Consider the following 22,260-nt stretch of genomic DNA (forward strand, 5'->3'; position numbering starts at 1 on the left):
GCGTTCACCCCGGGGAAGCTGTGTCAGGGGCGGGAGAGAAGCGAAAGATAATGTTCGGCGGTCATGAGTTCGGCTTCCTTCGGTCGTTCGAGGAAGGGGTGCACATCGGCGGAGATTTTCAAATAATCAAGCTCCCTCACTTTGGCCTCCAGCAGGGAGCGCCAGTCTAGGGCATTGAAGGTGCCCGCTCCCTGGGTTTGGTCGAGGGCGTTTTGCAGCAGCACCATGTTGGGTTCCAGTGGTGGGCGCTTTCCGAGATACCAGAGCAGGTCATACCAGTCGCGGCCTTTTTGGTATTTGCGTGTGAGCAGTGCATGGGTTTTCCCGGCCATGAGCGAAGGCAGGCTGTGGTATTGGAGCGCAAAGACCAGATGCCGGTTGATGATGGTTTTTGTGCATTCGGCTCCGGCGGGGGGGCGGGTGTCGATCTTCAGCTTGATTGACAGCTTCTGGTCGGCCATGGCCACCAGTCCGGTCTCCTTCAGGATGCCGCCAACCTTGATCCATGCCGCGTGGACGGTCTTGCGGTCGTTCCAGTTGATGGAAACATCGAAGCCCGCGAGCATCATGTCGTTCTTGAGCTTCTTCATCCATTTCAGCGGAAGATAGGCTTCGGGGTTTTCGAGGGAAAAATCGAGGTCTTCCGAAAAGCGGGGAAGGTTGAAGGCGAACCGCAACGCGGTTCCGCCAACGAAGGAGAGTGACAGGAAGGCTTCGCTTTCATGCAGGGAACGCAATGCGAAGGCCTGGAGATATTCCCGCAACACATTCAGCTTTTCGGCTGGACTGGTGGCCGATGCGGCGATCGCGATGGCTTGCTCCTTCATAGTTCCACTGTTCCTTCCTGTTCAGTCCGGGCGAGTTCATTCCAGAGTTCAACCGTCCGCAAAAGGCGCGGGGAGTTGAAGCGGTTGGCATATTCGGCCAACCGCTCCGGTTCGACGGCCTCAAAGTTTTGAAAGCGCATCTCCCGCATGCGATCCATGCTCCATGTGCCCCGGTTCAGGTGCCATAGATCCAGCAACGCTTTTTCCGGGGATGCCAACAGAATCTGTTCGTTGCCCAGTTTGACCGATTCATAGCCAAAGAAGGCGGGTTGTTTGATATTGAAATAGGCAAAGGTGCCGAAGGCGTTGTTGAACGTGCGCGGAACACGCGTGGCGATGGCGGTGTAGGTGGCGGTTTTTTCAGGAATCAAGCCGTAGAAGGAGAGAGCCCATTGCAGGCTGAGGTAGGACGGCGTATAGAGCCGATTGGAAAGCACGGCGGGATCAATCGCAATCCGCCGGTAGGGTTCGGCAATGGCATACATTCCACGTCTCAGGGGAATCAGTCGCCCTGCCTTGCGCCATTGGTACAACCGCGAGCGTAGGGTTTCCCTGCTTTCTCCCGAAAGCTGGGCCACCATTGCAAAATCAAAGCAGCTTTGGTCTCCAACCATGAAAAGTAGATCATCAAATCTCATATCCGTTAATGTATGAAAACATACATCAATGTAAATGAAAAAACGGGGCGGATTGGGGCGGCTACCGTAGCAGGTTTTTCGAGTGCTTTGGGTGTGAAGCCATCCAGGAGCTTGCGACAGAGAACCGGGCGATACGGAAAACGTACCGCAGGCCGCTGGCCTGCCCCGTCGTTTGGCCATTCCAATGGGAAACATCCTTGAGTTAGTGCCATTAGAGCATTTCACAAATGAAATGCCGCAACCCGATGGCGGACCGGTTCCACCCGGTCTTCCGTTCGAGCGGGTTCTGTCGAGGTGACGCGAAGCGAGGCCACTGCCTCACCTCGACCATTACGGCATCTCAATTGTTCAATGCTCTAGCGCGTCGTGCAGGCTTTACTGCTTCTTTCGTTTTCCTTTTTCCCGACTCTTGCCGTAGCCCACGGTTTTGAGCATTTCGGCGATGGTGGTTTCGCCCGCCGGAAGGTTCTTGATGATGGAGGGCGGGATCAGCGGAAAGTTGTCCGCCGCCGTCACGGGGCTTGAGGCCTTGGTCCAGCGCAGTGCCGCCGGACTCTTGCCGGTCTGCAGGCTGATGCGGGTCGGCGAGCAGACGGGCGCGGGCGCATAGGCCGCGGAAAAGACCATGCCTTGGGCGGCCAGCTTTTCAAGGTTGGGCGTTTCGATGAAGGCGCTTTTCGAATTCGGCAGTTCCGGATGCATCTGCACCGAGGTTTCCGTCCAGTCCTGGTCGTCGGAAAGGATGAAGACCACGTTCGGTTGCTCCGCGAAAATGCGAGTGGGACACAACAGCGCAAGAATCAGGAGGGCCTTTATTTTCGGCCTCCCTTGCCTTTGGGCGCCGCATCCACTTCCTGTTGCGAAAGCGTTCCACTTCCATCCTTGTCGATTTGCCCAAACTTTTGCTTTGCGCGGGACGCGTCCACCGAGCCTTTTTTCTTTTTCTCCAGCTCGACAAATTCATCGAATGAAACGGTGCCGTCTTTGTTGGCGTCCATTTCGGCAAAGCGGTTCCCTCCGCCTTGTTGAGGGCGTGACGATTGAGGCGCGAGGCGTGATTCGTCCTGTGAGTCGACTTTGCCATCTTTGTTTTTGTCGGACTTGTCGAACAACTTGGCGGTTTCCCCCATCATTTCCATTTCGGTGATGGTGCCATCGCCATTGCTGTCGAGCTCTTCGGCATGCAGTTTGATGAATCCCCCCATGGCCGACTTGGCCATGCCTTTTCTTTTTAGTTCCGCCTCGGCCAGCTCCCCGTCCTTGTTTTTGTCGTAAAGCTTGAAGGCCTTTTCCGCTTCATCGAGCATTTCCTTGCGCGCCACGGCACCGTCGCCATCCACATCCAACTCATCGGCGTGTTCGAGCAGCCACGGTTTTTCGGGGCGCTCCTGCGGGCGCTTCGCTTCTGTTTTCTGTCGCCTGCCTTCGGACTCCAGACTCCTGACTCCTGCTCCCGAAGCATTCATTTCGACGGCGCAAAGGTGGGTGCGGGCGGTGATGAACAGGGTGCGGTTGCCTTTGCCGCCGAAGGTGACGTTGGTGGGGCGGGCCGGGGTTTTGATCTCGCCGATGGGTTTGCCGTTGGGATTGAAAATTAGAACCGATTCCTGTGTGGCGTAGATATTGCCGGCGGCATCGATCGTCATGCCATCGCTGGCGGCGCCGGCGAAAAAGGTTTTTCCGGCCAGCGTGCCATCGGGGTTGATGGCATATTTCCAAATCTTTCCACCGCCATGGTCGGCGACATAGAGGGTCTTGCCATCGGGGGTGCCGATGATGCCGTTGGGGCGGGTGAAGTCGGCAACGACGCGGATAACCTTCGAGCGGTCGGGCAGGATGTAGTAGACGTGTTCGCCGTCCTTTCTCTTTGGGGTGCGGCCATAGATGGGGTCGGAAAAATAGACGCCGCCCTTGGGGTCGATCCATAGGTCGTTGGGTTTGTTGAATCCTTCTGCCAGCACCGTTTCCCCATTCAGCGTCACACTGCCGTTTGCCCCTTCGCAGGCGAGCAGGTTGCCGTCGGCATCAAAGAACAATCCGTTGGCTCCGCCCGAGTTTTCCCTGAACACCTCGATCTTGCCGGCCGCGTCCATGCGGTAGATCCGGTTGGCGCGAATGTCCGTAAAGAAGAGGTTGCCGTTGCCATCGGAAGCGGGGCCTTCCGTGAACTGGAAACCGTCGCCCAGGATGTTCAGCTCCCCCGCGATCAACGGAACGTCGGCGGCGTTGCGGGCGATCCGCAGGCCAATGTGGTAGTAGGGGTGGTTCGGATCCTGCGGGCCGCGGAAATAGCCGGGGTTGCGGTTGGAGACGCGCGAGTGGCCCCATTCGCCGTTGAACCAGTTGCCGCTGCGCAGGACGTGGTAGTCCTTGCCATCGGGCATGGGCTTCGCGGTGTCCGGATCGGCGGAGCTTTGCGAGTAGAGGTCGTTGCACCATTCCCAAACGTTGCCGGCCATGTCGTGGAGCCCGTAGCCGTTGGAACCGTCGAGGGTTTGATAGCCGTCGTGCTTCGATCCATCGTAGTAGCCGACCGGGGTGGTGTGGGGAAGGTCGCCCTTTTCAAAGGGATCGCCGGACTTGGGCCAGTTGGCGCGGGCGGGATTATCGTCGTCGCCCCACGGAAAGATGCGATAGGGGCTGTACAATCCCCCTCGGCCGGCGAATTCCCACTCCTCCTCGGTCGGTAGGCGGTAACCGTTTTTCGTGAAATCATGGTTCCAGTTCTTGGAATAGCAGGGCTCCAGTTTTTCCTGGAGGCTCAGCCAGTTGCAATAGGCCGCCGCGCCCTCCCAGCGGATGCCCGTTGCGGGATGCTTTTCCTTCCCGTAGAGCACGCCGAACCTTTTGCCGTCGTAACCGAAGCGGCTGTATTCGCAACCTCCACGCGTGTCGCACAGCAGGGTGCCGATCGCATAGACGAAGCCGTCCTTAACCTGCACCGGGGCGCTGTTGAGAAACTCGACGTACTCCGCATTGGTCAGTTCATACGTGCCCATGAAAAAGGGCTTGAGCGTGACCGTCCGTATCGGCAGCTCGTCGTTGCGGTGTTCGCGCCCGCCAAGATCGTGGTGGTCGCCCATGTCGAACGAGCCGCCGGGAATCAACCTGGTTTCGGGCGCGGCCAGTGCACCGGATGCAATCAGTAGGGTCGGTATAAGTGTTTTCATGCTGCTCCTTATCAATTGGTTCAACAAGATAACGTTGGCGCACCAAAAAGCCGACGGCTTATTGATTACGGTTCGGTAATTTAAGGCTAAAAGTCGTTTCCCTCCCGGCGGGGTTCAACAGCTCCAGCGTTCCGCCGTGGGCGTGGGCGATTTCGCGGGCGAGGCTGAGGCCGAGGCCGGTGCCGTCGGTCTTGCGGCTGTGGGCCTTGTCGGTGCGGTAGAAGCGTTCAAAAATCCGATCGTTGTCTTCTTCGGGAATCCCTTGGCCGCGATTGGAAATGGTGAACTCAACCTGCTCGCCGGCAGTCAACGACAACGTGATCGGCGATTCGCCCTCGCTGAACTTGACGGCGTTGCTGGCCAGGTTCTGGATCACCTGTTCAATCAATTCCTCGTCCGCTTCAATGTTTACGTTGGGTTGAACGTCCGCCGCCACTTCGAGCTCCGGATTGAGGATGCCGATGTCTTCGACGAGGTTTTCGATCATCTGGCTAAAGTCGATGGTGGCCGCGTTTAGCGGCAGCCGGCCGGAGTCGGCCTGGGCGAGCAGGAGCAGTTTGCGGATGATCGTCTTGAGCCGCTGCACTTCATCCAGCGCTTCCTTGTAGGTGCGCTGGTCGCCGGAGCCGTCTGGCGCGGATTGCAGGGCGGCTTCGAGCTGGCCTTGCAGGATGGTGAGCGGTGTCTTGAGCTCGTGCGCGGCATCGGCGCTGAAGCGCACCGCCTGCTGGAAGCTGGCTTCGAGCCGTCCAAGCATTTCGTTGATGAGGTCGATCAGTTGCCGGAATTCATGGTCGGCACGGGTGGCCGGAATACGTTCGTCGAGATGCAGGGCACTCACTTTTCGCGCGGTGCGGGCGATGGCATTCACCGGGCGCAGGGCGAGCTGGGCCAGCAACCAGCCTCCGCCGATCATCAGCAGCAGCGCAACCGGAACGGCCAGCAGCAGTGCGTTGCGGAAGCGGGCGATCTCGGCGTTCAGCGGCTCCAGGCTGATGCCAAGCTGTGCAGTGATTTCCGCGTTGCCTACGGTCATGATGCGCCAGCTGTTGATGGTGATGAACCGGGCCTCGCTGAGCGGGAGCACGGTGGGCGGGGGACGATCGCTTTTACGCTGCCGGCCTGTGCGCTGTTTTTCGGACGGCACTTCGGCCGGCGGGGCTTTGGGAGCGGATGGCAGTACGGCTCCAACCAGTTCTTTTTCCCATTGCGCCGATTCAAAAAGAGGCTGGTTCTTTTTGTCGCTGACGCGCAGCAGAAACTGCTTGTCGGCGGCATCGCCAAAGAATCCGGTGAGCGAATCGTTGAAGCGGTTCCAATGGTTGGACGGCTGCGATTTACCCATGTCCGCATCCACCAGCGCGCGCAGCTCCCGATCGATGCGGTCGATCCCGATCCGGTAGGACATCTGGATGAAGAACAGCCCGAAGCCCGTCAGCAAAGCACCGGACAGCAGCACGCTGAACAGGGCAATCTTAAGTTTGAACGATCGGATCATTGTTTAGTGTATTCCGTGGTTCCTTGGTTTTCACGTCTCACGCATCACGTTTCAGTTTTGTTGAAGCGGTAGCCGACGCCGCGGATGGTTTCGATGAAGCGGTGGCCTTCGCGGTCGATCTTTTCGCGGATGCGCCGGATGCAGACATCGACCAGGTTGGTCTGCGGATCAAAGCCATAGCCCCAAACCTGCTCCAGCAGCTGATCGCGGGTGAAGATGTTTCCGGGCGCACGCATCAGGTGCTCCAGAACGCTGAACTCGCGCGGGGCAAAGAAGATTTCCTCGCGGCCATAGTGCGCCTCGCGCGACAAGGTGTTGAGGGTCAGCTTGCCCGCGTGCAGGAGGTTGGTGCGCCGCGCCACGGCGTTGATGCGCGCGATCAACTCATCCATGAAAAAGGGTTTGGTCACATAGTCGTCCGCACCGGCCTCCAATCCTTGTACGCGTTCGTTGGCCTCCGTGCGCGCGGTCAGAACAATGACGGGAACCGTATTGCCGCGTGCCCGCAGCTCCTGGAGAACAGACAGTCCGTCGCGCCCCGGCAGCATGAGGTCGAGCACCACCACGTCGTAGTCCCCGGTCGACGCAAGCGCGTGGCCTTCGTCGCCGTTGTCGGCCACCGTGGCCTGGAACCCCCGGGCTTCGAGCCCTTTGCGGACGAACCCGGAAATTTTTTCTTCGTCTTCAACCACGAGCACCTTCATGAGAGCACGCTAGCAATTCCGGCTCGCCGAAAACATGCAATTCTTCATTACGGTTCCGTAATGGAGTGTGTATCTTGGGGCGCTATGGATAAGACAAAAATTTTAAAGGCGGTGCTGGCGGAACTCGAAGAGGAGTTGCGGCGGCAGTTGAAAGGGCAGGAGACGGCCGCAGAGGGCGCGACCCATGCCGAGGCCAAGGCGGAAACCAAATGGGATACCTGTGGCCTGGAGCAATCCTATCTGGCCCGTGGCTTGGCCAAGCAGTTTGAGAAATTGGCGAAAGGGTTTGAGGATCTTCGCTCGTTCCGGCCTTCGGATTTTACAGGCAAACCGATCGGCGTCGGCGCGTTGGTCGAAACCGAAATGGATGGCTATACGGATCTGTTTTTCATGCTCGAATGCGGCGGGGGCACGGAAGTTAACGTCGATGGCCGCGAAATTACCGTCATCACGCCCGAGTCGCCGGTCGGTGCCGCGCTGATTAAAAAGCAGCAGGGCGAAACCTATTCCTTCCGCGCCGGCATGGAAGGCAATATTCTTTCGGTAGCGTGAGTTTGGTTGGAGGGCCCGGTTCCACCCGGGCCTGCAGAACATGGGGCGGATTGGAATCCACGCCCACGCCTTAATTTCGGTAGCGGTTGACGATCGGGATGCGGCGGTCGCGGTCGAACGACTTGGGCGTGATCTTCACGCCCGGCGGGGACTGGCGGCGCTTGTATTCGCTCAGTTCAACCGCATGCACCACGCGGCGCACCAGGGCTTCGTCGTAGCCCTTGGCAACCAACCCGTCGATACCCATGTCGTTTTCGACATAGTCTTCGAGAATCGGGTCGAGCACTTCGTAGGGAGGGAGCGAATCGGAATCTTTCTGGTCGGGGCGAAGCTCGGCGGACGGTGGCCGCTCGATAATGCTGGGCGGCATGACGATGCCTTGTTCGTTGCGCCAGCGGCAGAGCTCGAACACGAGCGTTTTCGGGACATCCTTGATGACGGCGAAGCCTCCGGCCATATCGCCATAGATGGTGCAGTAGCCCATGGCCATTTCGCTCTTGTTGCCGGTGGTGAGCACCAACCAGCCATATTCGTTGGAGAGCGCCATGATCAGGTTGCCGCGGATGCGCGCTTGCAGGTTTTCCTCGGCGAGGCCGGGTTGCTTGTCCGCGCCCCAAACCTTGGAAAGCTCGGCTTCGAAATTGTCGTAGAGCCCCTTAATCGGAATTTCGTGGAATTCAATATCCAGGATCTTCGCCATCTCATGGGCATCGCCGAGTGTGCCGGACGAGGAATATTGCGAGGGCATCGTGACAGAAGCCACGCGGTCCTTGCCCAGTGCGTCAACGGCGATGGCCAGCACCAGAGCCGAGTCGATGCCGCCGGAGAGGGCCACGACGACGCGTTTGAAGCCAATTTTGTTCACATAGTCGCGAAGCCCGAGCTTGAGCGCTTCGTAGACCTCTTCCAGGTCGGGCAACGGAAGCTCTTTTCGAGCAGGTTTTTCAGTCTGCCCTTCGGAGAAATAGAGAATGTCTTCCTGGAACTGCTTTGCGCGGGCGATGCGGGAGCCGTCGGGCGCGAACACCATGCTGGCGCCGTCGAAGACAAGCTCGTCCTGCCCGCCGACCATGTTGCAGTAGAGCAGGGGGGTGTTGAGCCTTTGCGCGGTCTGCGCGAGCACGTTGATGCGGTTGTTGAGCAGCTTGCCGCGGTGGTAGGGCGAGGCGGAGAGGTTGATCAGCAGGTCGATGCCTTGGTCTTCCAGCGAAGCAACGGCCGCGCCTCCGGGTTCCCAGGAATCCTCGCAGATGTGGATGCCGGCCTTCTGCCCGTCGAGGTCGATGACGAGCGGGCCGGTTCCCGCTTCAAACAGGCGCTTTTCGTCGAACACGCCATAGTTGGGCAACAGCATCTTGTGGTATTCACCAATAATCCCGGAACCGTTGAACACCAGTGCGGCGTTATATTTTTTGCCATTGCGCGAAACGGGGGCGCCCACCACGACCGTTGCTTCCGGCGGCAGTTCGGTTTTCAGCCGTTCGAGCTGCGCTTCGCAGTCGCCGCAGAAATGGTCTTTCAGAATCAGGTCTTCCGGCGGATAGCCCGAGATCGCCAGTTCGGGAAAGACGATCAACCGTGCCCCTTCGTTGAAGGCTTCATGGGCTTTGGAAACGACAAGGTCGGCGTTGCTTTGCAGCGCGCCGACCGTCGGGTTCATCTGGATCAGAGCTGTTTTCATGCGTGATTCGTGACGATTGAGCCGTGAAGCATGGCAAAATCACGCCTCACGATTCACGCATCACTTACCTTCGATAGTTCGGCGCTTCCTTGGTGATCTTGATGTCGTGGGCGTGGGCTTCCACGGCGCCGGCGCTGGAGACGCGCACAAACCTGCCCTTGGCCTTGAGGTCGGGTATGTTGCGGGTGCCGCAGTAGCCGAGGCTGGCCTGGAGACCGCCGCAGTATTGCTTCATCACCTTGCTCACCGTACCGGAATACGGAACCATGCCTTCGATGCCCTGTGGAACGAGATCGTCGTCGTTGCTGAGTCCATAGCGCTGGCGGCTGCCTTCGCGCGATTTCATGGCATCGAGGCTGCCCATGCCGCGGTAGATCACAAATTGGCGGCCTTCGTAAATGATTTTTTCGCCGGGGCTTTCCTCGGTGCCGGCCAGCACGGAACCCATCATGACGGTGTCGGCACCGGCAACGAGGGCCTTGGCAATGTCGCCGGAGTTGCGGATGCCGCCGTCGGCAATCACAGGGATTTCACCCTTGAGCGCGCTGGCGGCGGCATAGATGGCGGAAATTTGCGGGATGCCCACGCCGGCCACCACGCGGGTGGTGCAGATGGAGCCGGGGCCGATGCCGACCTTCACGGCGTCGGCGCCGGCATCGCGCAGGGCGATGGCGGCTTCGCCGGTGGCAATGTTGCCGCCAATGACATCGATGTGGGGGAATTTGTTTTTCACCCAGGCGACCATCTCGATCACACCCTTGGAATGGCCGTGGGCCGTATCGACCACCATCACATCGACTTCGTTTTCGCTCAGGATCTCGGCGCGCTCGTAGTCGCCGGGCCCCACGCCGGCCGCGACGCGCAGGCGGTGTTTTTCATCGCGGTTGAAGAGCGGCTCTTCGTTTTCGATCAACCGGCGGACGTCGGCATAGGAGTAGAGGCCAACCAATTTGCCCGTCGAATCAAGAAGGGGCAACTTGCCAATCTTGTGCTGCTGCATGATGTCGTAGGCCTGCCGCAAGTTGGTTTCGGGCTGGGCCGTGATGACGTCGGAAGTCATGATGCCGGTCACCGGGGCGCGCTTGGAGCGGGAGAAGCGGATATCCTTGGACGTCAGGATGCCGACCAGTTTCCCGTCGTCGTCGAGGATCGGGAAGCCGCTGAAGCTGTATCCCTTTTCCTCGCGGCGGATGGCGATGCTTTCGAGCGTATCGTTGACATTGAACGTGATGGGGTCGGAAATCAGGCCGTTGAGATGGTGCTTCACCCGGCTGACCTGAAGCGCCTGCACTTCGGGGTCGAGATTTTTATGGATAACCCCGATTCCGCCCATCATCGCCATCGAAATGGCCATGCGCCCTTCGGTCACGGTGTCCATGGCGGCACTTAAAAAAGGAATCTTCACCCCGACGTTCCGGGTCAGTTTCGAAGAGATGTCCGTGTCGCCCGGCAGAAAGTCCGCATACTGGGTAATCAGCGAGACGTCGTCGAACGTCAACCCCTCGAACGGGAAGGTTTTCATGAATTCATCGATAAACATATTCTGCTTCATATTTTGCATCCTTTTGCCGACGCATTTTGTGCAGATTGCCGAATCGAGTCAACCCAAAGATGTGGCGGAAGCGGATTTGGTGGTCCGAATCCTCCGAATGAGCCGGTGCCTTGTGGGCGTGGCACTAGGGATTTAGCCGGATTCTGGAGGGAATCTGGTATTTTTCCATGATGCTTTCCGTGGCTTGCCCGAACGTGGCCGCATCGAGAATCACCGTGCAGGTTCCGTAGGAGGGCATGAATTCGATGACGTGGAACCCGTTTTGCGGGTGCTGGAAGGCTTCCTCCATCTTGCGGATGGAGTCGATCGGTTGGCCATTGACGGTTTTCACGATGTTCTGGGCCATTTCGTGGTAGCCGAGGTTGTATTCGTCGGGGAACACATCGGTCAGAACGATCAGCCGTTTTTGCTCCGGGGAGGGCGCTTCGCTTTTCAGGTCGTTGAGGATGCGCAGGGTGGCGGGGATTTGGTCTTCCCAGTTGCTGCCCCAGGCCTTGAGGTAGGGGACGTCCAGCTCCCGGAACACCAGACCGCCGGCAACCAGGTAGGGGGGCGGTTGGTCCGGGCGTGCGAAAGGGATCAGTGCGGCCGAGGGCGGAATGTTCTTGAGCGGGATTTCGAGTTCGATCTCCTGTTTGTTGCGCAATACCTTTGCGGTCAGGAGGTCGCCGGCATAGTGGCCTTCCGTTGCGATAAGGTTCAGCGACATCCTGCCGTAGCGGGGGTGTTTGTAGTCGCCTTCGGAATCGATGGCATGGCCATCGAGCTCCAGCAGGATATCGTCCTTTTCCAGGATGCCCGCGGCGGATCCCTCCGGGAAGCAGCCCCGGATGCGCACGCCCGTTGGTTTGCCCACCTGCCCGAAGTAGGCGGCCTGCGCCTGGCCTTGGTTGAACTGGAAATCGACGCCGAGCCGTCCGAATCCGGGATATTCCGGCAGGTCGATGGCCTTGAGGTAGGCCTTGATGAGGTCGATGGGAACGACCGTTATGGTATCCTTGTTCTGCGACCGGGTCATGCCGATCATCCGGTTTTCGCTGAAGACGGGTTCGCCGCGCCCGCCGCTCTTGAGGTCGGTGATGAAGGTGATTCCGGCATAGCCGAAGTAGGGAACCGACGACTTGAAGGTTTTCACCTGCGACCAGCGGCAGGAGGAGAGGTTGAGTTGGCTGGACTTCCAGGCGGCGCAATAATAGTTGTCGCCTTCGGCATAATCGGCCGTCGCGACGGGGTTGAGGTCGTCGAAGAATCCCGGTTCGTCGGTGGTGAGCACCGCCAAGCCCACCTGCTGGTCGCAATGCACGATGCGGGCGGGGGTACGCGGCGGGCGGTCGAACTTTTCGAGTTGGATCAGGGTGGCGTCCAGCAGATAGGCGGCCGGCACGAGAATGCGGTTTTCGGCAACGACCGTTCCCAGGAAGGTTCGGCTGAGCGGCTTCGCTTTCTGCCACGGGCGGTATTCGTTCCAGGCCTGGTAGGAAACGCGCACGGTGACCAGCTGGTGTTCGATGGGATGGTCCGGCCGGGCAAAGGCCAGGCTCGACAGCACCATGGGGAGGGTTAAGGCGGCAAGGAGGGTTTTCATAGGTTGCGATCCTTCGGTATGGCGTATTTTTCGAGGATTTCAAGGTGGGCGGCGTCCGCTTGCTTCCGGTCGAGTGCCATGATCCGGTTGCCGTGCTGGAGCTCGATCAGGTGCTGGTCGGCGGTGTTGCCCTCGATGGCTTCGATGGTTTCCGCAAGGGTGCGGGTTCTCTTTCCATTGATGGAGTCGATCAGCCGGTAGGTGTAGAGGGCCTCCTCAACGTTCACCTCATGGTCGAGGCGCCGGATGATCATCACCTGGGGGGCGTCGAGGAAGTCGCGCTCTTCGAGATGGCGGTAGTACATTTCATGGATCAGCTCCTGGGGGGCGTCGGTGAACCAGTCGTTCGAGTAGGTTTTAACCGTCTCCCGGTTGAGCGGGACGAACACCAGCCCGGCATAGACGAAATAGCTCGGTTGGCGGTCGTAGAGGTTGGCTTTGGCCGGAAGCGGGTTGTAGGGGCTCAATGTGGCTTCGACCTCCATTCTTTTCCCGTCGCGGATGATCCGCAGCGGTAGCTTGTCGCCTTTCTGCAGTTGATCCGGAACCACGTTGAAGTCGAGCCGCATCCCGTTCCAGTCCACCGTGCCGTTGTTGGCCACCGCATAGCCGTTGATCGAGGTAATGATGTCGCCCCGGCGCAAGACGGCCTCGGCCCCGCAGCCGCGCAGCAGGTTTTCAATGCGGACTCCGGTCTCGCCCTCCACCATGCCCGCATGGCGGCGTGCCGCCGGGCTGTCGAGCGAGGTGGTGTAGGCGCCGAATTCCGGATAGCCGTCATAGCGCCCGTCAGCCAGGTCGGTCAGGAAATGCTCCACCACCTTCACCGGAATAAAGAAGCCCATGTTTTCGAGCTGTTGGTTGCCCTGGAACGCCACGCCAACCACCTTGCCGTTCTGGATGACCGGCCCGCCGCTGTTGCCCGGGTTGATGGCGGCATCCGTCTGCACGGTCAGGTGCGAATCCAGCCCGGTGTGCACATAATCCTGCAGTTCGATGCGCGAAACCACCCCCGCGGTGCTCGAGAGCAACCGGCCGCCCGTGGGGTAGCCATAGGTCACCACCTGCGAGCGAAGGGCGGGCAAGGCATCGAACTCCAACGCCGGAACGGACTCCGTGCGCGCCGGTGCGTTCAGCTCCAGAATCGCGAGGTCGCAGTCGTGCCCGATGGCGGCGACGTGCGCCGGATAGGGCGTTGGGTCGTTGTGGAAATAGACCAGCAGCATCGCGGCATCGCTCACCACATGCGCGTTGGTCATGATGCGGTTTTTCGAAATCACGAACCCGCTGCCCGAGCCGCTGCCGGTCGAGCCCGAATCCCACGGCGTGAACCAGCTGAACCGGTTGTACTGGTTCACGATCCTCACCACCGATTGCTCCACCTGCGCCCGCGCGCCCAGGGAAAGAACCACCATGCAAACTATCGCCATTCGCCTCATATTGACCTCATTCAAATAAAAGAACGTAATCAGTCTACCTGTTTCTTTTTGAGTTTAAAGGCCAGACTTCGTTTAGAGCGACAGCGGCGGGGCGCCGGGGGCTTCGGTGTCGAGGGTGCCGGAGGCGAGGAGGGTGTTGAGCTCGTCGAGCAGGCGCGGCTTGTCCTTGGGGAAGCGGCCTTCGAGCGGCAGGATGTTCGACGAATGGTCGGCGCGGAAGACGGTGCCTTCGAGCTCCAGCCCCTCGATCATGTCGCGCAGCTCCTGCATCGCCTGGTATTCGGTAACCTGCTGGAAGGTTCCGGCCTGCTCCTGCCCATGGAGCTCGGTTCCGGGAATGGGGATGACGCGCAGGGCGGAGAGTAGGCGCGGCTGCATCCGGTTGAGCGCGTCGGCGGTGGCGGCGGCATGGAGCTGGCGGTTGGTTTGTCCGCCGAGTCCGGTCAGCACCATCACCGACATCCGTAGGTCGGCGGCCTGCGCGCGTTGCCCGGCCTCGATCATCTCTTCGGCGGTTTCGCGCTTTTTCGCCGCCCGCAGGGTTTCCTCGTGGCCGCTTTCGAGTCCCATGTAGAGGGTGTTGAGCTTGAGCCGTTTCAATGCCGCAAGTTCCTCGTTCGTTTTCCGGAGGATCGAATGCCCGTTGGCATAGACGTTCACCCGGGCGAGCCGGGGAAAGCGGTCGTTCAGCATGCCCAGCACGGAGTGGAGTTTGTCGAACGGCATCGCCATCACATCGCCATCCGCCAAAAAGATGCGGCGGGCGGAAGGCCAGTCCTTGCGGGCGGCATCGATGCCCAGTTCCATCTCCTCCATCGAGCGGAAGCGGCAGTTGACCCCTTTGTACATGCCGCAAAAGGTACACTGGTTCCACGGACAGCCGTCCTGGATGCGGATAATCAAACTACGCGCCTCGGCGGGCGGACGAAAAAGGGAGTGGTTGCTTTGCATGTCGAACATTAGCCACAAAAGAACGCAGAGAACGCAAGGAAAGAAATCCTTTGTGTTCCCTGCGCTCTCTGGCGGCCAATCACTTTTAAATGAAATTCAGCGTATCGTATTTGCCAAGTAGCACCGGCTTGCTGTCGACGCCCATGTGTTTTTCGAGCAGGGTGGCGTAGACGGAGCGGTAGTCGGTGGTGTGCGCGATGTCGCCCTTGACGAGGTCGTCGGGCGCCAGGCTCGGGCGCTTGCCGTAGCGGCCGCCCCTGACCGCCCCGCCCATCACGAAGACGGGCTGCGCCACGCCGTGGTCGGTTCCGCCGCTGGCGTTTTCCTTCACCCGGCGACCGAATTCGGAATAGACCAGCACGCAGACGCGGTTGGAGAGGCCGGCGGCTTTCATCTCGGCGTGGAAGGCCTGTAGCCCGTCGCCGATCTCCTTCATCAGCGCCATGTGCGATCCGCTCTGGTTGGTGTGGGTGTCGAACCCGCCGCGCGAGAGGTAGTAGATGCCGGTGGGCATTTCGCCGCGGATCAGTTGAGCGGTAACCTGCAGCTCCTTGGCGAAGCGGCTGCCCGGAAACGTGGTTTCCGGCTTCACCCGTTTGAGGATGGTTTCGATCTGCTTGGCGCTGATGCTCGCTTCGGTGGCCGTGTTTTCAAGGAACTCCAGCGGGTTGAGGCCGGAGGTGTTGCCGACCGCGCCGCCGAGGTCGCCGATGGACTCGCCGGCGGTGGCTTCCATCCCGTCCTCCTCCATACCCATCATCTGCATCATCATGGCATCGGAGCCCTTGGCCTTCTTGACCCTGAGCTCGCGGGGGTCGTTGAAGGTGACGCCCTTGGGCATGGCGGCGGTGAAGGCCTGCGGGTTTTGTTTCCCGATGCAGAGGCCGATGCTGGCCGGCGACTCCTTGCAGTAGGTGTCGAAGTAGCGCCCGATCCATCCATGTTTCTCGAACGTCTTGGAATCGGAGCCGGTATGCCAGATTTCGGTGGAACGGAAATGCGAGCGGTTGGGGTTGGGATAGCCCACGCCCTCGACGATGGCGAGCTGCCCTTCGTCATGGATCGCCTTCAACCCGGTCAGGTTGGGGTGCAGCCCGGTGGCGCCGTCGATGGCAATGGCATCCGAGGGCTTGATGGCGATCTTGGGGCGCGCGGTGTAGTAGTGGTCGTTGTTGATCGGGACGACGGTGTTGAGCCCGTCGTTGCCGCCCGCCAGTTGGATGACGACCAGGATGGGGGCCTTGGTGTCCGGTGCGCCGAATGTTGTGCGCGAGGCCATGCCGATGGCGCCGCCCCAGGCGGTGAGATAGGTGAATTCACGTCGATTCATTTTCATGATCCGTCTCCTTGCTACGTCAGTTGGTACTGCGGTGTGCTCATCATTACGTGCAATATATTCCGCACGTGGGCATCCGTCCACTCGTTTGCGGGTGGTTGTGCCCCGAGGAAGGCATTGAGCCGTTCCATGTCTTCGCCGGGCAGCTGGGCCTGGTAGACGCGGTCGACCAGGTAGTCGCGCGCCTGCCCGGTGCTTGCCCGCATGGCTTGTGGCAGCACGGTTTCGGTTTTCACGGTGTAGGGCAGGCGCTCGTTCTTCTCCTTGCCGCGCGGCCGGTGGTTGAGGAGCGACGACGCGAGGTTGTAGCGCTGCGTCAGCGACGAGGTGGTGATCCAGGCATAGCCGCCGTCCCAGCCCTTGACGTTGGGCGGGGCGAACAGCTCCTGGCACAGCGTTCGCATGGCATTCATGCCGAATCCGGGGTCGGGCTCGTCGATGCCCAGCACGATGCACGAACCGGCCAGCCATTGCGCCGGGCTCTTGATCTGCGTACGGATCGCTTTCTTGCCGTAGAATGCCTTGCTCATGAACATGGCCCTTAAGACAGGCGCGATTTCATAATTGTTCAATCTGAACTCGGCGGCCAGCTGGTCAACCAGCTCCGGCTCGGGGTCTTCGTAGGCAAAAAAGCGCCATAGCTTGGCCACCATGAACTTCGAGGCCTGCTCCTGCTCCAGGATGATCCGGATAATGTCGTGACCGTCGAAGTGGCCCTCCTGGCCAAAGAAAACCTTGGAGCCCTCGTCGTGATAGCGGTTTTTCTGCGGCTTGCCTTTTTTCGGTGGAAGGGGGGCGGTGGCATCGCGGAAGGCATACTTTTTCGAATCGACCATCCATCCGGTGAAGGCCCGGGCGGATTCCTTGATGTCCTGTTCGGAGTAGTGGCCTTCGCCAAGGGTGAACAGCTCCATCAGCTCGCGCGCATAGTTTTCGTTGGCCGCGCCCGCCTTGGAGCGGGTGTTGTCGAGGTAGATCAGCATCGCCGGATCCTGCGAAACCGCGGTAACCAACTCCTTCCAGTTGCCCAGCCCATGTTTCCGGAAGGTTTGGTTTTGCAGATACATCATATAGGGGATGCGCACCTTGCGGGAGCTGGTCGCAAAATGGCCATGCCAGAAAAGCGTCATTTTTTCCTGCAGCTGGCTGGGGGAGGTGACCATCCGGTTGATCCACCAACCAACCAGTTCGCGCTGCTGTTCGTTGTATTCCTGCTGGATGATTTTCCGAACCGCTTGCTTTTCCTCTTCGTTGAGGCCTTGTTGCAACTCCTTGTAGTTGGGCTTTTCATCCACGCCCGGCCCAATCCACGAAGGGGGGGCGATATCCGTGGCCGGGGTGAGAATCCGGTCGACCACCTCTTCCATCGGCCGGTTCTCGGCGGCCTCGATTTGCTCCGGGGTTGCGCCAAAACCGGATCGGGCCAGCAGGTGCGCGGCGCGCTTGCTGTTCCATTTCTCTGGGGATAGCTGCTTCATGACGGATGCTCCTTCCAATGGGATGACGAGGGTCGCTGGAAATATCGGACAATTCAATGTTTAAAACATGATCGCGTATCACCATGTATTGCGCCGGGGAAAACGCAATTCCCGGGGCAGGCCACGTAACCATCCACGGCCGTGGATGGTTCCGTGGCCTGTGCGGGAAGTCGATGGGAAGAATTGGCTTTATATTTTCCGGCCAATCGAAATAATGGTCGATCAACCATTGGGAATCTTGATGCGGCATACCCGTTTATCCATTTTAATAGTGTTTTCGCTGTTGTTCGCCCTAGGGGCGGTTGCGCAGAATGCGGTTCCAAAACCGGAGAGTACGCGCCTGCCGAACATACGGGCATCGCTGGACGACGGTTTTTATGTGCTGGCCGAGCAGCAGGCCCGGGGCGTGTTGCGCTCGGAGGAACCGAACCCGGATGATGTCCGCGAGGCGGTGCTGCTGCTCTCGCATGCCTTGTGGGGGCAAAAGCGATATTCCGAAATGCTGGAGTTGTTGAAGGAATACGACGGAGAACCGGGCTATGTCTACTGGCGGGCCCGCGCCAACTTCGAATTGCGGAAATACAGCGTGGCGCTCAAGGAACTGGCCAAGGGCGGCGAGGCCATGGCGCAAAGCCGCTACGCCCCCTCGGCCCTGCGGCTCCGGGCAAGCATGGAGCTGAAAAACGGAAAGCTCGATGAGGCCGAAGCGTCCTACCTGCAATTTTCCAAGGCGTTTCCCCAGCATCGCGACCGCATCGAAAACCAATTTGATCTGGCGGCGGTCTACACCCGGCAAAAGCGCATTCCCGAAGCGATTGCCATCTATGAGGCGCTGGCGAAAGAGAGCGGCGCACAGGCCACGCAACGGGCCCGGCTCAAGCTGGCGCACGTGCTTTACACCCAAGGCGGGCAGGAAAATTTCGATCCCGCCCGCGACCTGCTGGCCGGACTGGCCACGAACCAGCAGACGCGCCTGGCCTACCGCATCGATGCCTATGTCGACCTCGCTGCGCTCGAAGAAACGGCGGGCCGGCAGGAGCCGTCGGTGGCGGCCATGCGCCGGGCCATCCTGCTTTCACCCGATGCCCGCCAGCGGGTGCCGCTAAAGATGTCGCTCGCACGCATGCTGCTGCGGGAAGGCGACACGGGCGGGGCGCTCAAGGTGCTCGAAGAGTGCCGTGCGGAAGCCCCGAACGAAACCATTGCCGCAGAACTTCAACTGGAAAAGGCCGGCGCGCTCCTGCAGGCCAAACGCTATGCGGAAGCCGACGAAGCCTATCAGGTTTATCTGGATGTCGCCGTCGATCCGGACGGATTGGCCAAGGCCTATTTCGGCAAAGGGGTTGCCCTGTGGTCGATCGAACCGGGGCGCTATGCCGAGGCCGCCGTGGTGCTCGACAAGGCGGTGAACGAGCTGAAGCTGCCCGCCGACAAGGCCGCTGCACTGTTCAAGTCCGGCGATGCCTACTACAAGGCCGGGAAATACGAGGATGCCGAAAAACGCTACAAGGATTTCATTACCCAGTATTCCGATTCGGAGAACGTGCCGAACGCGCTCTACCAGCAAGGGCTGGCGCTGGCGCGCGGCGGCAAGCGGCCCGAGGCCCTCCAGGTGTTCCAGACGCTGGAGCAGAACCATGCCTCCAGCGGGTTCGCCGAAAAGGCGGCACTGCGGGCCGCGGACGTTTTGTGGGCGAGCCAGAAATGGGAGGAGGTGCTGGCGAAATACACGCTGATCGGCCAGACCTATACCAACAGCCCGGCCACCCAGGCGCTCAGCGAGCACCAGCGGGGAATCGCCCTCTACAAGCTTCGGCAGTTCCCGGAAGCGCAGAAGGCCTTCGAGAGCGTGATGGCCAACTATCCGCAGAGCGAGCACGTTCCCCAGGCCACCTACCTGCGCGGCTTCAGCCTCGCCTGGCAGGGGAAAACCGAGGAGGGCGTCAAGACCTGCCAGGACTTCATCGAAACCTATCCCGACTCCGAATGGACACCGGAGGTGATTTTCTGGTTGGCGGAACACCACTTCAACCAAGGCAACTATACGGATGCAGAACCGCTCTTCCTGCGGATCGCCGCCGACTTCAAGGGCAACCGCCTGGCGCCGCGGGCGCTCTATTGGGCCGGGCGCTGCGCCTCGGCGCAGTCGAGCTATGTGACGGCGATCGAGCGCTATTCGGAGATCGCCAAGAACTATCCCGAAAGCGAGATCCTGCCGCAGACCCGCTTTGCCCAGGGCGATGCCTTGACCGAGCTCGGCGAGTTTGCCCGCGCCATCCTGGCCTTCGAGGAAATCATCAAGAACTATCCGGAGAGCTATCTGGTGAACGGGGCCTGGGGGCGCAAGGGCGGTTGCCAGTTTACGCTGGCGAGCGACAACCCGGCGCGCTATGCCGAGGCCATGAACTCCTACCAGGCCATCCTCGACCGCGCCTCCGCGCCGGTGGCGCTCAAGCTCGAGGCCGAATACTGGATTGGGCGTTGCCTCGAAAAAACCAATGTGCCCGACAAAGCCTTCAGCCGCTACATGAACGTGGTCTACACCTTCATCAACGACAATGTGGAGCATTCTCCCTATAGCGTGATCTGGTTCACCCGCTCCGCATTCGGGGCGGCGACGCTCAAGGAAAAGGAAAAGGCCTGGAAGGAAGCGGTGCAAGTCTACGAACGCGTCATCCAGGCCAATGTGCCGGCCAAGGACGAGGCGGCCAAGCGCATCGAAAAAATCAAGGCGGACAATTGGCTGATGTTTCAGCAAGCAGAGGAGACGGAATAATGTGGGAACTGATGGTTAAAGGTGGATGGATCATGTGGCCGCTCCTGGTATGCAGCGTGGCGGCGGCCATCCTGTTCCTGGAACGCGTGTTCCATCTGCACCGCGCCCAGATCAAGCAGGACGATTTCCTCAGCGGCATCTACACCATTGTCAACCGCGGCAATACCACCGAGGCCGTATCGATTTGCGATCAAACCCCCGGCCCCGTCGCGCACATCGTCCGCACCGGGTTGCTGCATGCCGATGAGCCGCCGGAGGAACTCAAGCAAACCATCACCAAGGCCGGACTCGGGGAAATCCCGCGCCTGGAAAAAAACCTGGGCGGCTTGCTGACCATTGCACAGGTCTCGCCGCTGCTGGGATTGATGGGCACGGTCATCGGGCTGGTCCGTGTTTTCATGGCCATGCAGCAGAATGCTCCCCTGGCCGAGATCGGCGATCTTTCCGGAGGTATTTGGCAGGCACTCACCACCACCGCCTTTGGATTGGGCGTTTCGATTCCATCCTTTGCCGGCTACAACTTCCTGCTCAGCCGGGTGGAGACCATCACGCTGAACATGGAATATGCCGCCGAGGAGGTCTATCGCTTCCTCGTCTACGACCGAAGCAGCCCAACGGGGGAATCCGGCGATGAAACCCTTTGACCCGCACGCCAAAAGCCAGCAGCTGCGCCGCTTCAAGCCAACGCGCAAGCCCGCCGGGGTGTTCACCATTAGCGTGGCTTTCAGCGATGCGGCGCTCTTGGCGCTGGCCTTCTTCCTGGCCGTTTCTCCCTTTGTCATGCAACCGGGAATCAATATCAGCCTGCCGGAATCCGCGTTCAGCGGCGGTGCGCGTTTCGAGTCGATGGTGCTCTCCATCACACGCGGAGGGTGGTTCTATTTCGACGATGAACGCCTCGACCTCGACCGCCTTGCCCTGGCCCTGGAATCCGCGGCCGGCAAGCACCGCGGTTCGCCGCTGATCATCGAGGCCGATGAACGCGTGGCGCATGGAACCGTGATCAAGGCGTGGAACGCCGCAATGGATGCCGGCATCTCCGAAGTCTCAATCGCCACGAAAATCGCCGCCGTCGAGGAGCCTGTGCAATGACCCACCCCCCCTCCAACAGGGGATTGCTATGGGCGGCATTGGTTGGTGTTGCTGCACATCTGTTGCTTTTTGTTGTCCTGTCGCCGGCGGGACGCAACGGAATCGGCGGTGTGCGGGTGCCCCCCCAGACGGGCTATATGATGCAACTGGATAAAAGCTTTCCACTTACCGAAACCCAAATTCGCACGGTGAAGTCGCCCGTGGTCTTTTCCCTTCCTTCCGGCATGGGATTCAGCCGCGAACTGTTCCTGAACGATGTGGTTACGCCGTTGAACACCCTTTCGCGGCCCGAGCAGTCCGAAAGCTTCCTGGAGGTTGATCCGGTTTCGCAAGTCCCGGATCACCGGTTGGTGCCGCAGGGGTTGATGCTGGCCGGCGATGGGGGCGAACCCTCCTTGCCGGTCGATGTGTTCGTGGCGCCGGAAGCGCAACCGGCCGCCCGGCGCGTAACGATCGCGCCCGAACTGAAGGAGCGTCTCGAAGGCGGCATCGTGCTTCCGGCATCGTTGAACCTGGAGGTGCAAAAGGCCTGGGAAGCGCGCGCGTCCGTCAGCGTGTCCGAAGCCGGTTCCGTTCAGCATGTGTTTCTTGAGCGCCCGCTCGAATCCGCGTCGCTGAACCGGCAGGTATTGCTGCTGCTCTACGGCTTGCATTTCAAGCCGGGGGAGTCCATCGAGGGTAGCATCGAGATCTACTCGCCCGAAACATCCGCCAAGCCCGAAACCGCCGCCAAGGAAAAGGAGGGGAAATGATTTCCCTGGAGTTGGGCACCATCATGGTGGTTTTCGTCAGTGTGCCGTTGTTGGTTACCGCCATACTGGCGCTGGTCTACAACTTCCGCAACATGCACCACCCGATGCGCGAACGCGAGAGCATCTACGAATGTTCCCGCTGCGGCCATGTCTACGCCTTCGCCCGCAGCCGCCCGATGGACCGCTGCCCCCGCTGCGGCAACCTCAATGAGGCCGTCAGGACTTAACT

The 22,260-nt window shown here is 60.1% G+C and carries 19 protein-coding genes; 6 read left to right on the plus strand and 13 right to left on the minus strand.

All coding sequences use genetic code 11. The features are described from left to right. Window positions 1-23: 23 nt before the first annotated feature. The 6 genes from E9954_RS18765 to E9954_RS18790 all read right to left on the minus strand — a co-directional run bounded on the left by E9954_RS18765 (window position 24) and on the right by E9954_RS18790 (window position 6,837). A complete protein-coding gene (locus E9954_RS18765; RefSeq protein WP_136080819.1) occupies window positions 24-827 on the minus strand; it encodes a nucleotidyl transferase AbiEii/AbiGii toxin family protein in 804 nt (267 codons plus the stop codon). After that, window positions 824-1,312 carry a type IV toxin-antitoxin system AbiEi family antitoxin domain-containing protein gene (locus E9954_RS18770; RefSeq protein WP_168442395.1) on the minus strand — a complete coding sequence of 163 codons (489 nt, stop codon included), beginning with the start codon at window positions 1,310-1,312 and terminating at the stop codon, window positions 824-826. The genes E9954_RS18765 and E9954_RS18770 overlap by 4 nt, the downstream gene beginning before the upstream one ends. Before the next feature lie 528 nt (window positions 1,313-1,840). After that, complete coding sequence (locus E9954_RS18775) at window positions 1,841-2,218, minus strand: sulfatase-like hydrolase/transferase (RefSeq protein WP_222847235.1); 378 nt, start codon at window positions 2,216-2,218, stop codon at window positions 1,841-1,843. Between the two features lie 59 nt (window positions 2,219-2,277). Beyond that, entirely contained in the window at window positions 2,278-4,635 is a 2,358-nt protein-coding gene (locus E9954_RS18780; protein WP_136080822.1) for an SUMF1/EgtB/PvdO family nonheme iron enzyme, read from the minus strand. Window positions 4,636-4,693: 58 nt separating this feature from the next. Further along, entirely contained in the window at window positions 4,694-6,133 is a 1,440-nt protein-coding gene (locus E9954_RS18785; RefSeq protein ID WP_136080823.1) for a sensor histidine kinase, read from the minus strand. Between the two features lie 44 nt (window positions 6,134-6,177). Continuing rightward, a complete protein-coding gene (locus E9954_RS18790; protein WP_136080824.1) occupies window positions 6,178-6,837 on the minus strand; it encodes a response regulator transcription factor in 660 nt (219 codons plus the stop codon). Between the two features lie 84 nt (window positions 6,838-6,921). On the opposite strand from E9954_RS18790, the gene E9954_RS18795 reads away from it, so the two are divergent. After that, window positions 6,922-7,389 carry a hypothetical protein gene (locus tag E9954_RS18795; RefSeq protein WP_136080825.1) on the plus strand — a complete coding sequence of 156 codons (468 nt, stop codon included), beginning with the start codon at window positions 6,922-6,924 and terminating at the stop codon, window positions 7,387-7,389. A gap of 70 nt (window positions 7,390-7,459) precedes the next feature. On the opposite strand, the gene E9954_RS18800 is transcribed toward E9954_RS18795, so the two are convergent. The 7 genes from E9954_RS18800 to E9954_RS18830 form a co-directional block, all read right to left on the minus strand. After that, a complete protein-coding gene (locus E9954_RS18800; RefSeq protein ID WP_136080826.1) occupies window positions 7,460-9,070 on the minus strand; it encodes an NAD+ synthase in 1,611 nt (536 codons plus the stop codon). 64 nt (window positions 9,071-9,134) lie between these two features. After that, window positions 9,135-10,622 (minus strand): IMP dehydrogenase, encoded by a 1,488-nt coding sequence (guaB, locus tag E9954_RS18805; protein WP_222847236.1) that lies wholly within the window; start codon window positions 10,620-10,622, stop codon window positions 9,135-9,137. A gap of 124 nt (window positions 10,623-10,746) precedes the next feature. Next, a complete protein-coding gene (locus tag E9954_RS18810) occupies window positions 10,747-12,207 on the minus strand; it encodes a PDZ domain-containing protein (protein WP_136080827.1) in 1,461 nt (486 codons plus the stop codon). Beyond that, on the minus strand, window positions 12,204-13,637 hold the full coding sequence (locus tag E9954_RS18815; RefSeq protein ID WP_168442396.1) for a S1C family serine protease: 1,434 nt from the start codon (window positions 13,635-13,637) through the stop codon (window positions 12,204-12,206). Before E9954_RS18815 ends, E9954_RS18810 begins: the two co-directional genes overlap by 4 nt. 81 nt (window positions 13,638-13,718) lie before the next feature. Beyond that, on the minus strand, window positions 13,719-14,606 hold the full coding sequence (locus tag E9954_RS18820; RefSeq protein WP_136080829.1) for a radical SAM protein: 888 nt from the start codon (window positions 14,604-14,606) through the stop codon (window positions 13,719-13,721). 76 nt (window positions 14,607-14,682) lie between these two features. After that, window positions 14,683-15,933, minus strand: coding sequence for a DUF1501 domain-containing protein (locus E9954_RS18825; protein WP_136080830.1), 1,251 nt, complete (start codon window positions 15,931-15,933; stop codon window positions 14,683-14,685). Between the two features lie 14 nt (window positions 15,934-15,947). Next, complete coding sequence (locus E9954_RS18830) at window positions 15,948-17,411, minus strand: DUF1800 domain-containing protein (protein WP_136080831.1); 1,464 nt, start codon at window positions 17,409-17,411, stop codon at window positions 15,948-15,950. A gap of 241 nt (window positions 17,412-17,652) precedes the next feature. Here E9954_RS18830 and E9954_RS18835 point away from each other — a divergent pair, with 241 nt between their 5' ends. Genes E9954_RS18835 through E9954_RS18855 form a run of 5 tightly spaced genes read left to right on the plus strand, consistent with a single transcriptional unit; the run spans window position 17,653 to window position 22,258 of the window. Continuing rightward, on the plus strand, window positions 17,653-20,187 hold the full coding sequence (locus E9954_RS18835; RefSeq protein ID WP_168442397.1) for a tetratricopeptide repeat protein: 2,535 nt from the start codon (window positions 17,653-17,655) through the stop codon (window positions 20,185-20,187). After that, window positions 20,187-20,831 carry a MotA/TolQ/ExbB proton channel family protein gene (locus tag E9954_RS18840; protein ID WP_136080833.1) on the plus strand — a complete coding sequence of 215 codons (645 nt, stop codon included), beginning with the start codon at window positions 20,187-20,189 and terminating at the stop codon, window positions 20,829-20,831. The genes E9954_RS18835 and E9954_RS18840 overlap by 1 nt, the downstream gene beginning before the upstream one ends. After that, window positions 20,818-21,279, plus strand: a complete 462-nt coding sequence (locus E9954_RS18845; RefSeq protein ID WP_168442398.1) for an ExbD/TolR family protein — start codon at window positions 20,818-20,820, stop codon at window positions 21,277-21,279. Before E9954_RS18840 ends, E9954_RS18845 begins: the two co-directional genes overlap by 14 nt. Further along, a complete protein-coding gene (locus E9954_RS18850) occupies window positions 21,276-22,031 on the plus strand; it encodes a hypothetical protein (RefSeq protein WP_136080835.1) in 756 nt (251 codons plus the stop codon). The genes E9954_RS18845 and E9954_RS18850 overlap by 4 nt, the downstream gene beginning before the upstream one ends. Further along, window positions 22,028-22,258, plus strand: coding sequence for a hypothetical protein (locus E9954_RS18855; protein WP_136080836.1), 231 nt, complete (start codon window positions 22,028-22,030; stop codon window positions 22,256-22,258). The genes E9954_RS18850 and E9954_RS18855 overlap by 4 nt, the downstream gene beginning before the upstream one ends. Window positions 22,259-22,260 lie beyond the last annotated feature (2 nt).

It is taken from the genome of Pontiella desulfatans (genome assembly GCF_900890425.1).
GTDB classification, from domain to species: domain Bacteria; phylum Verrucomicrobiota; class Kiritimatiellia; order Kiritimatiellales; family Pontiellaceae; genus Pontiella; species Pontiella desulfatans.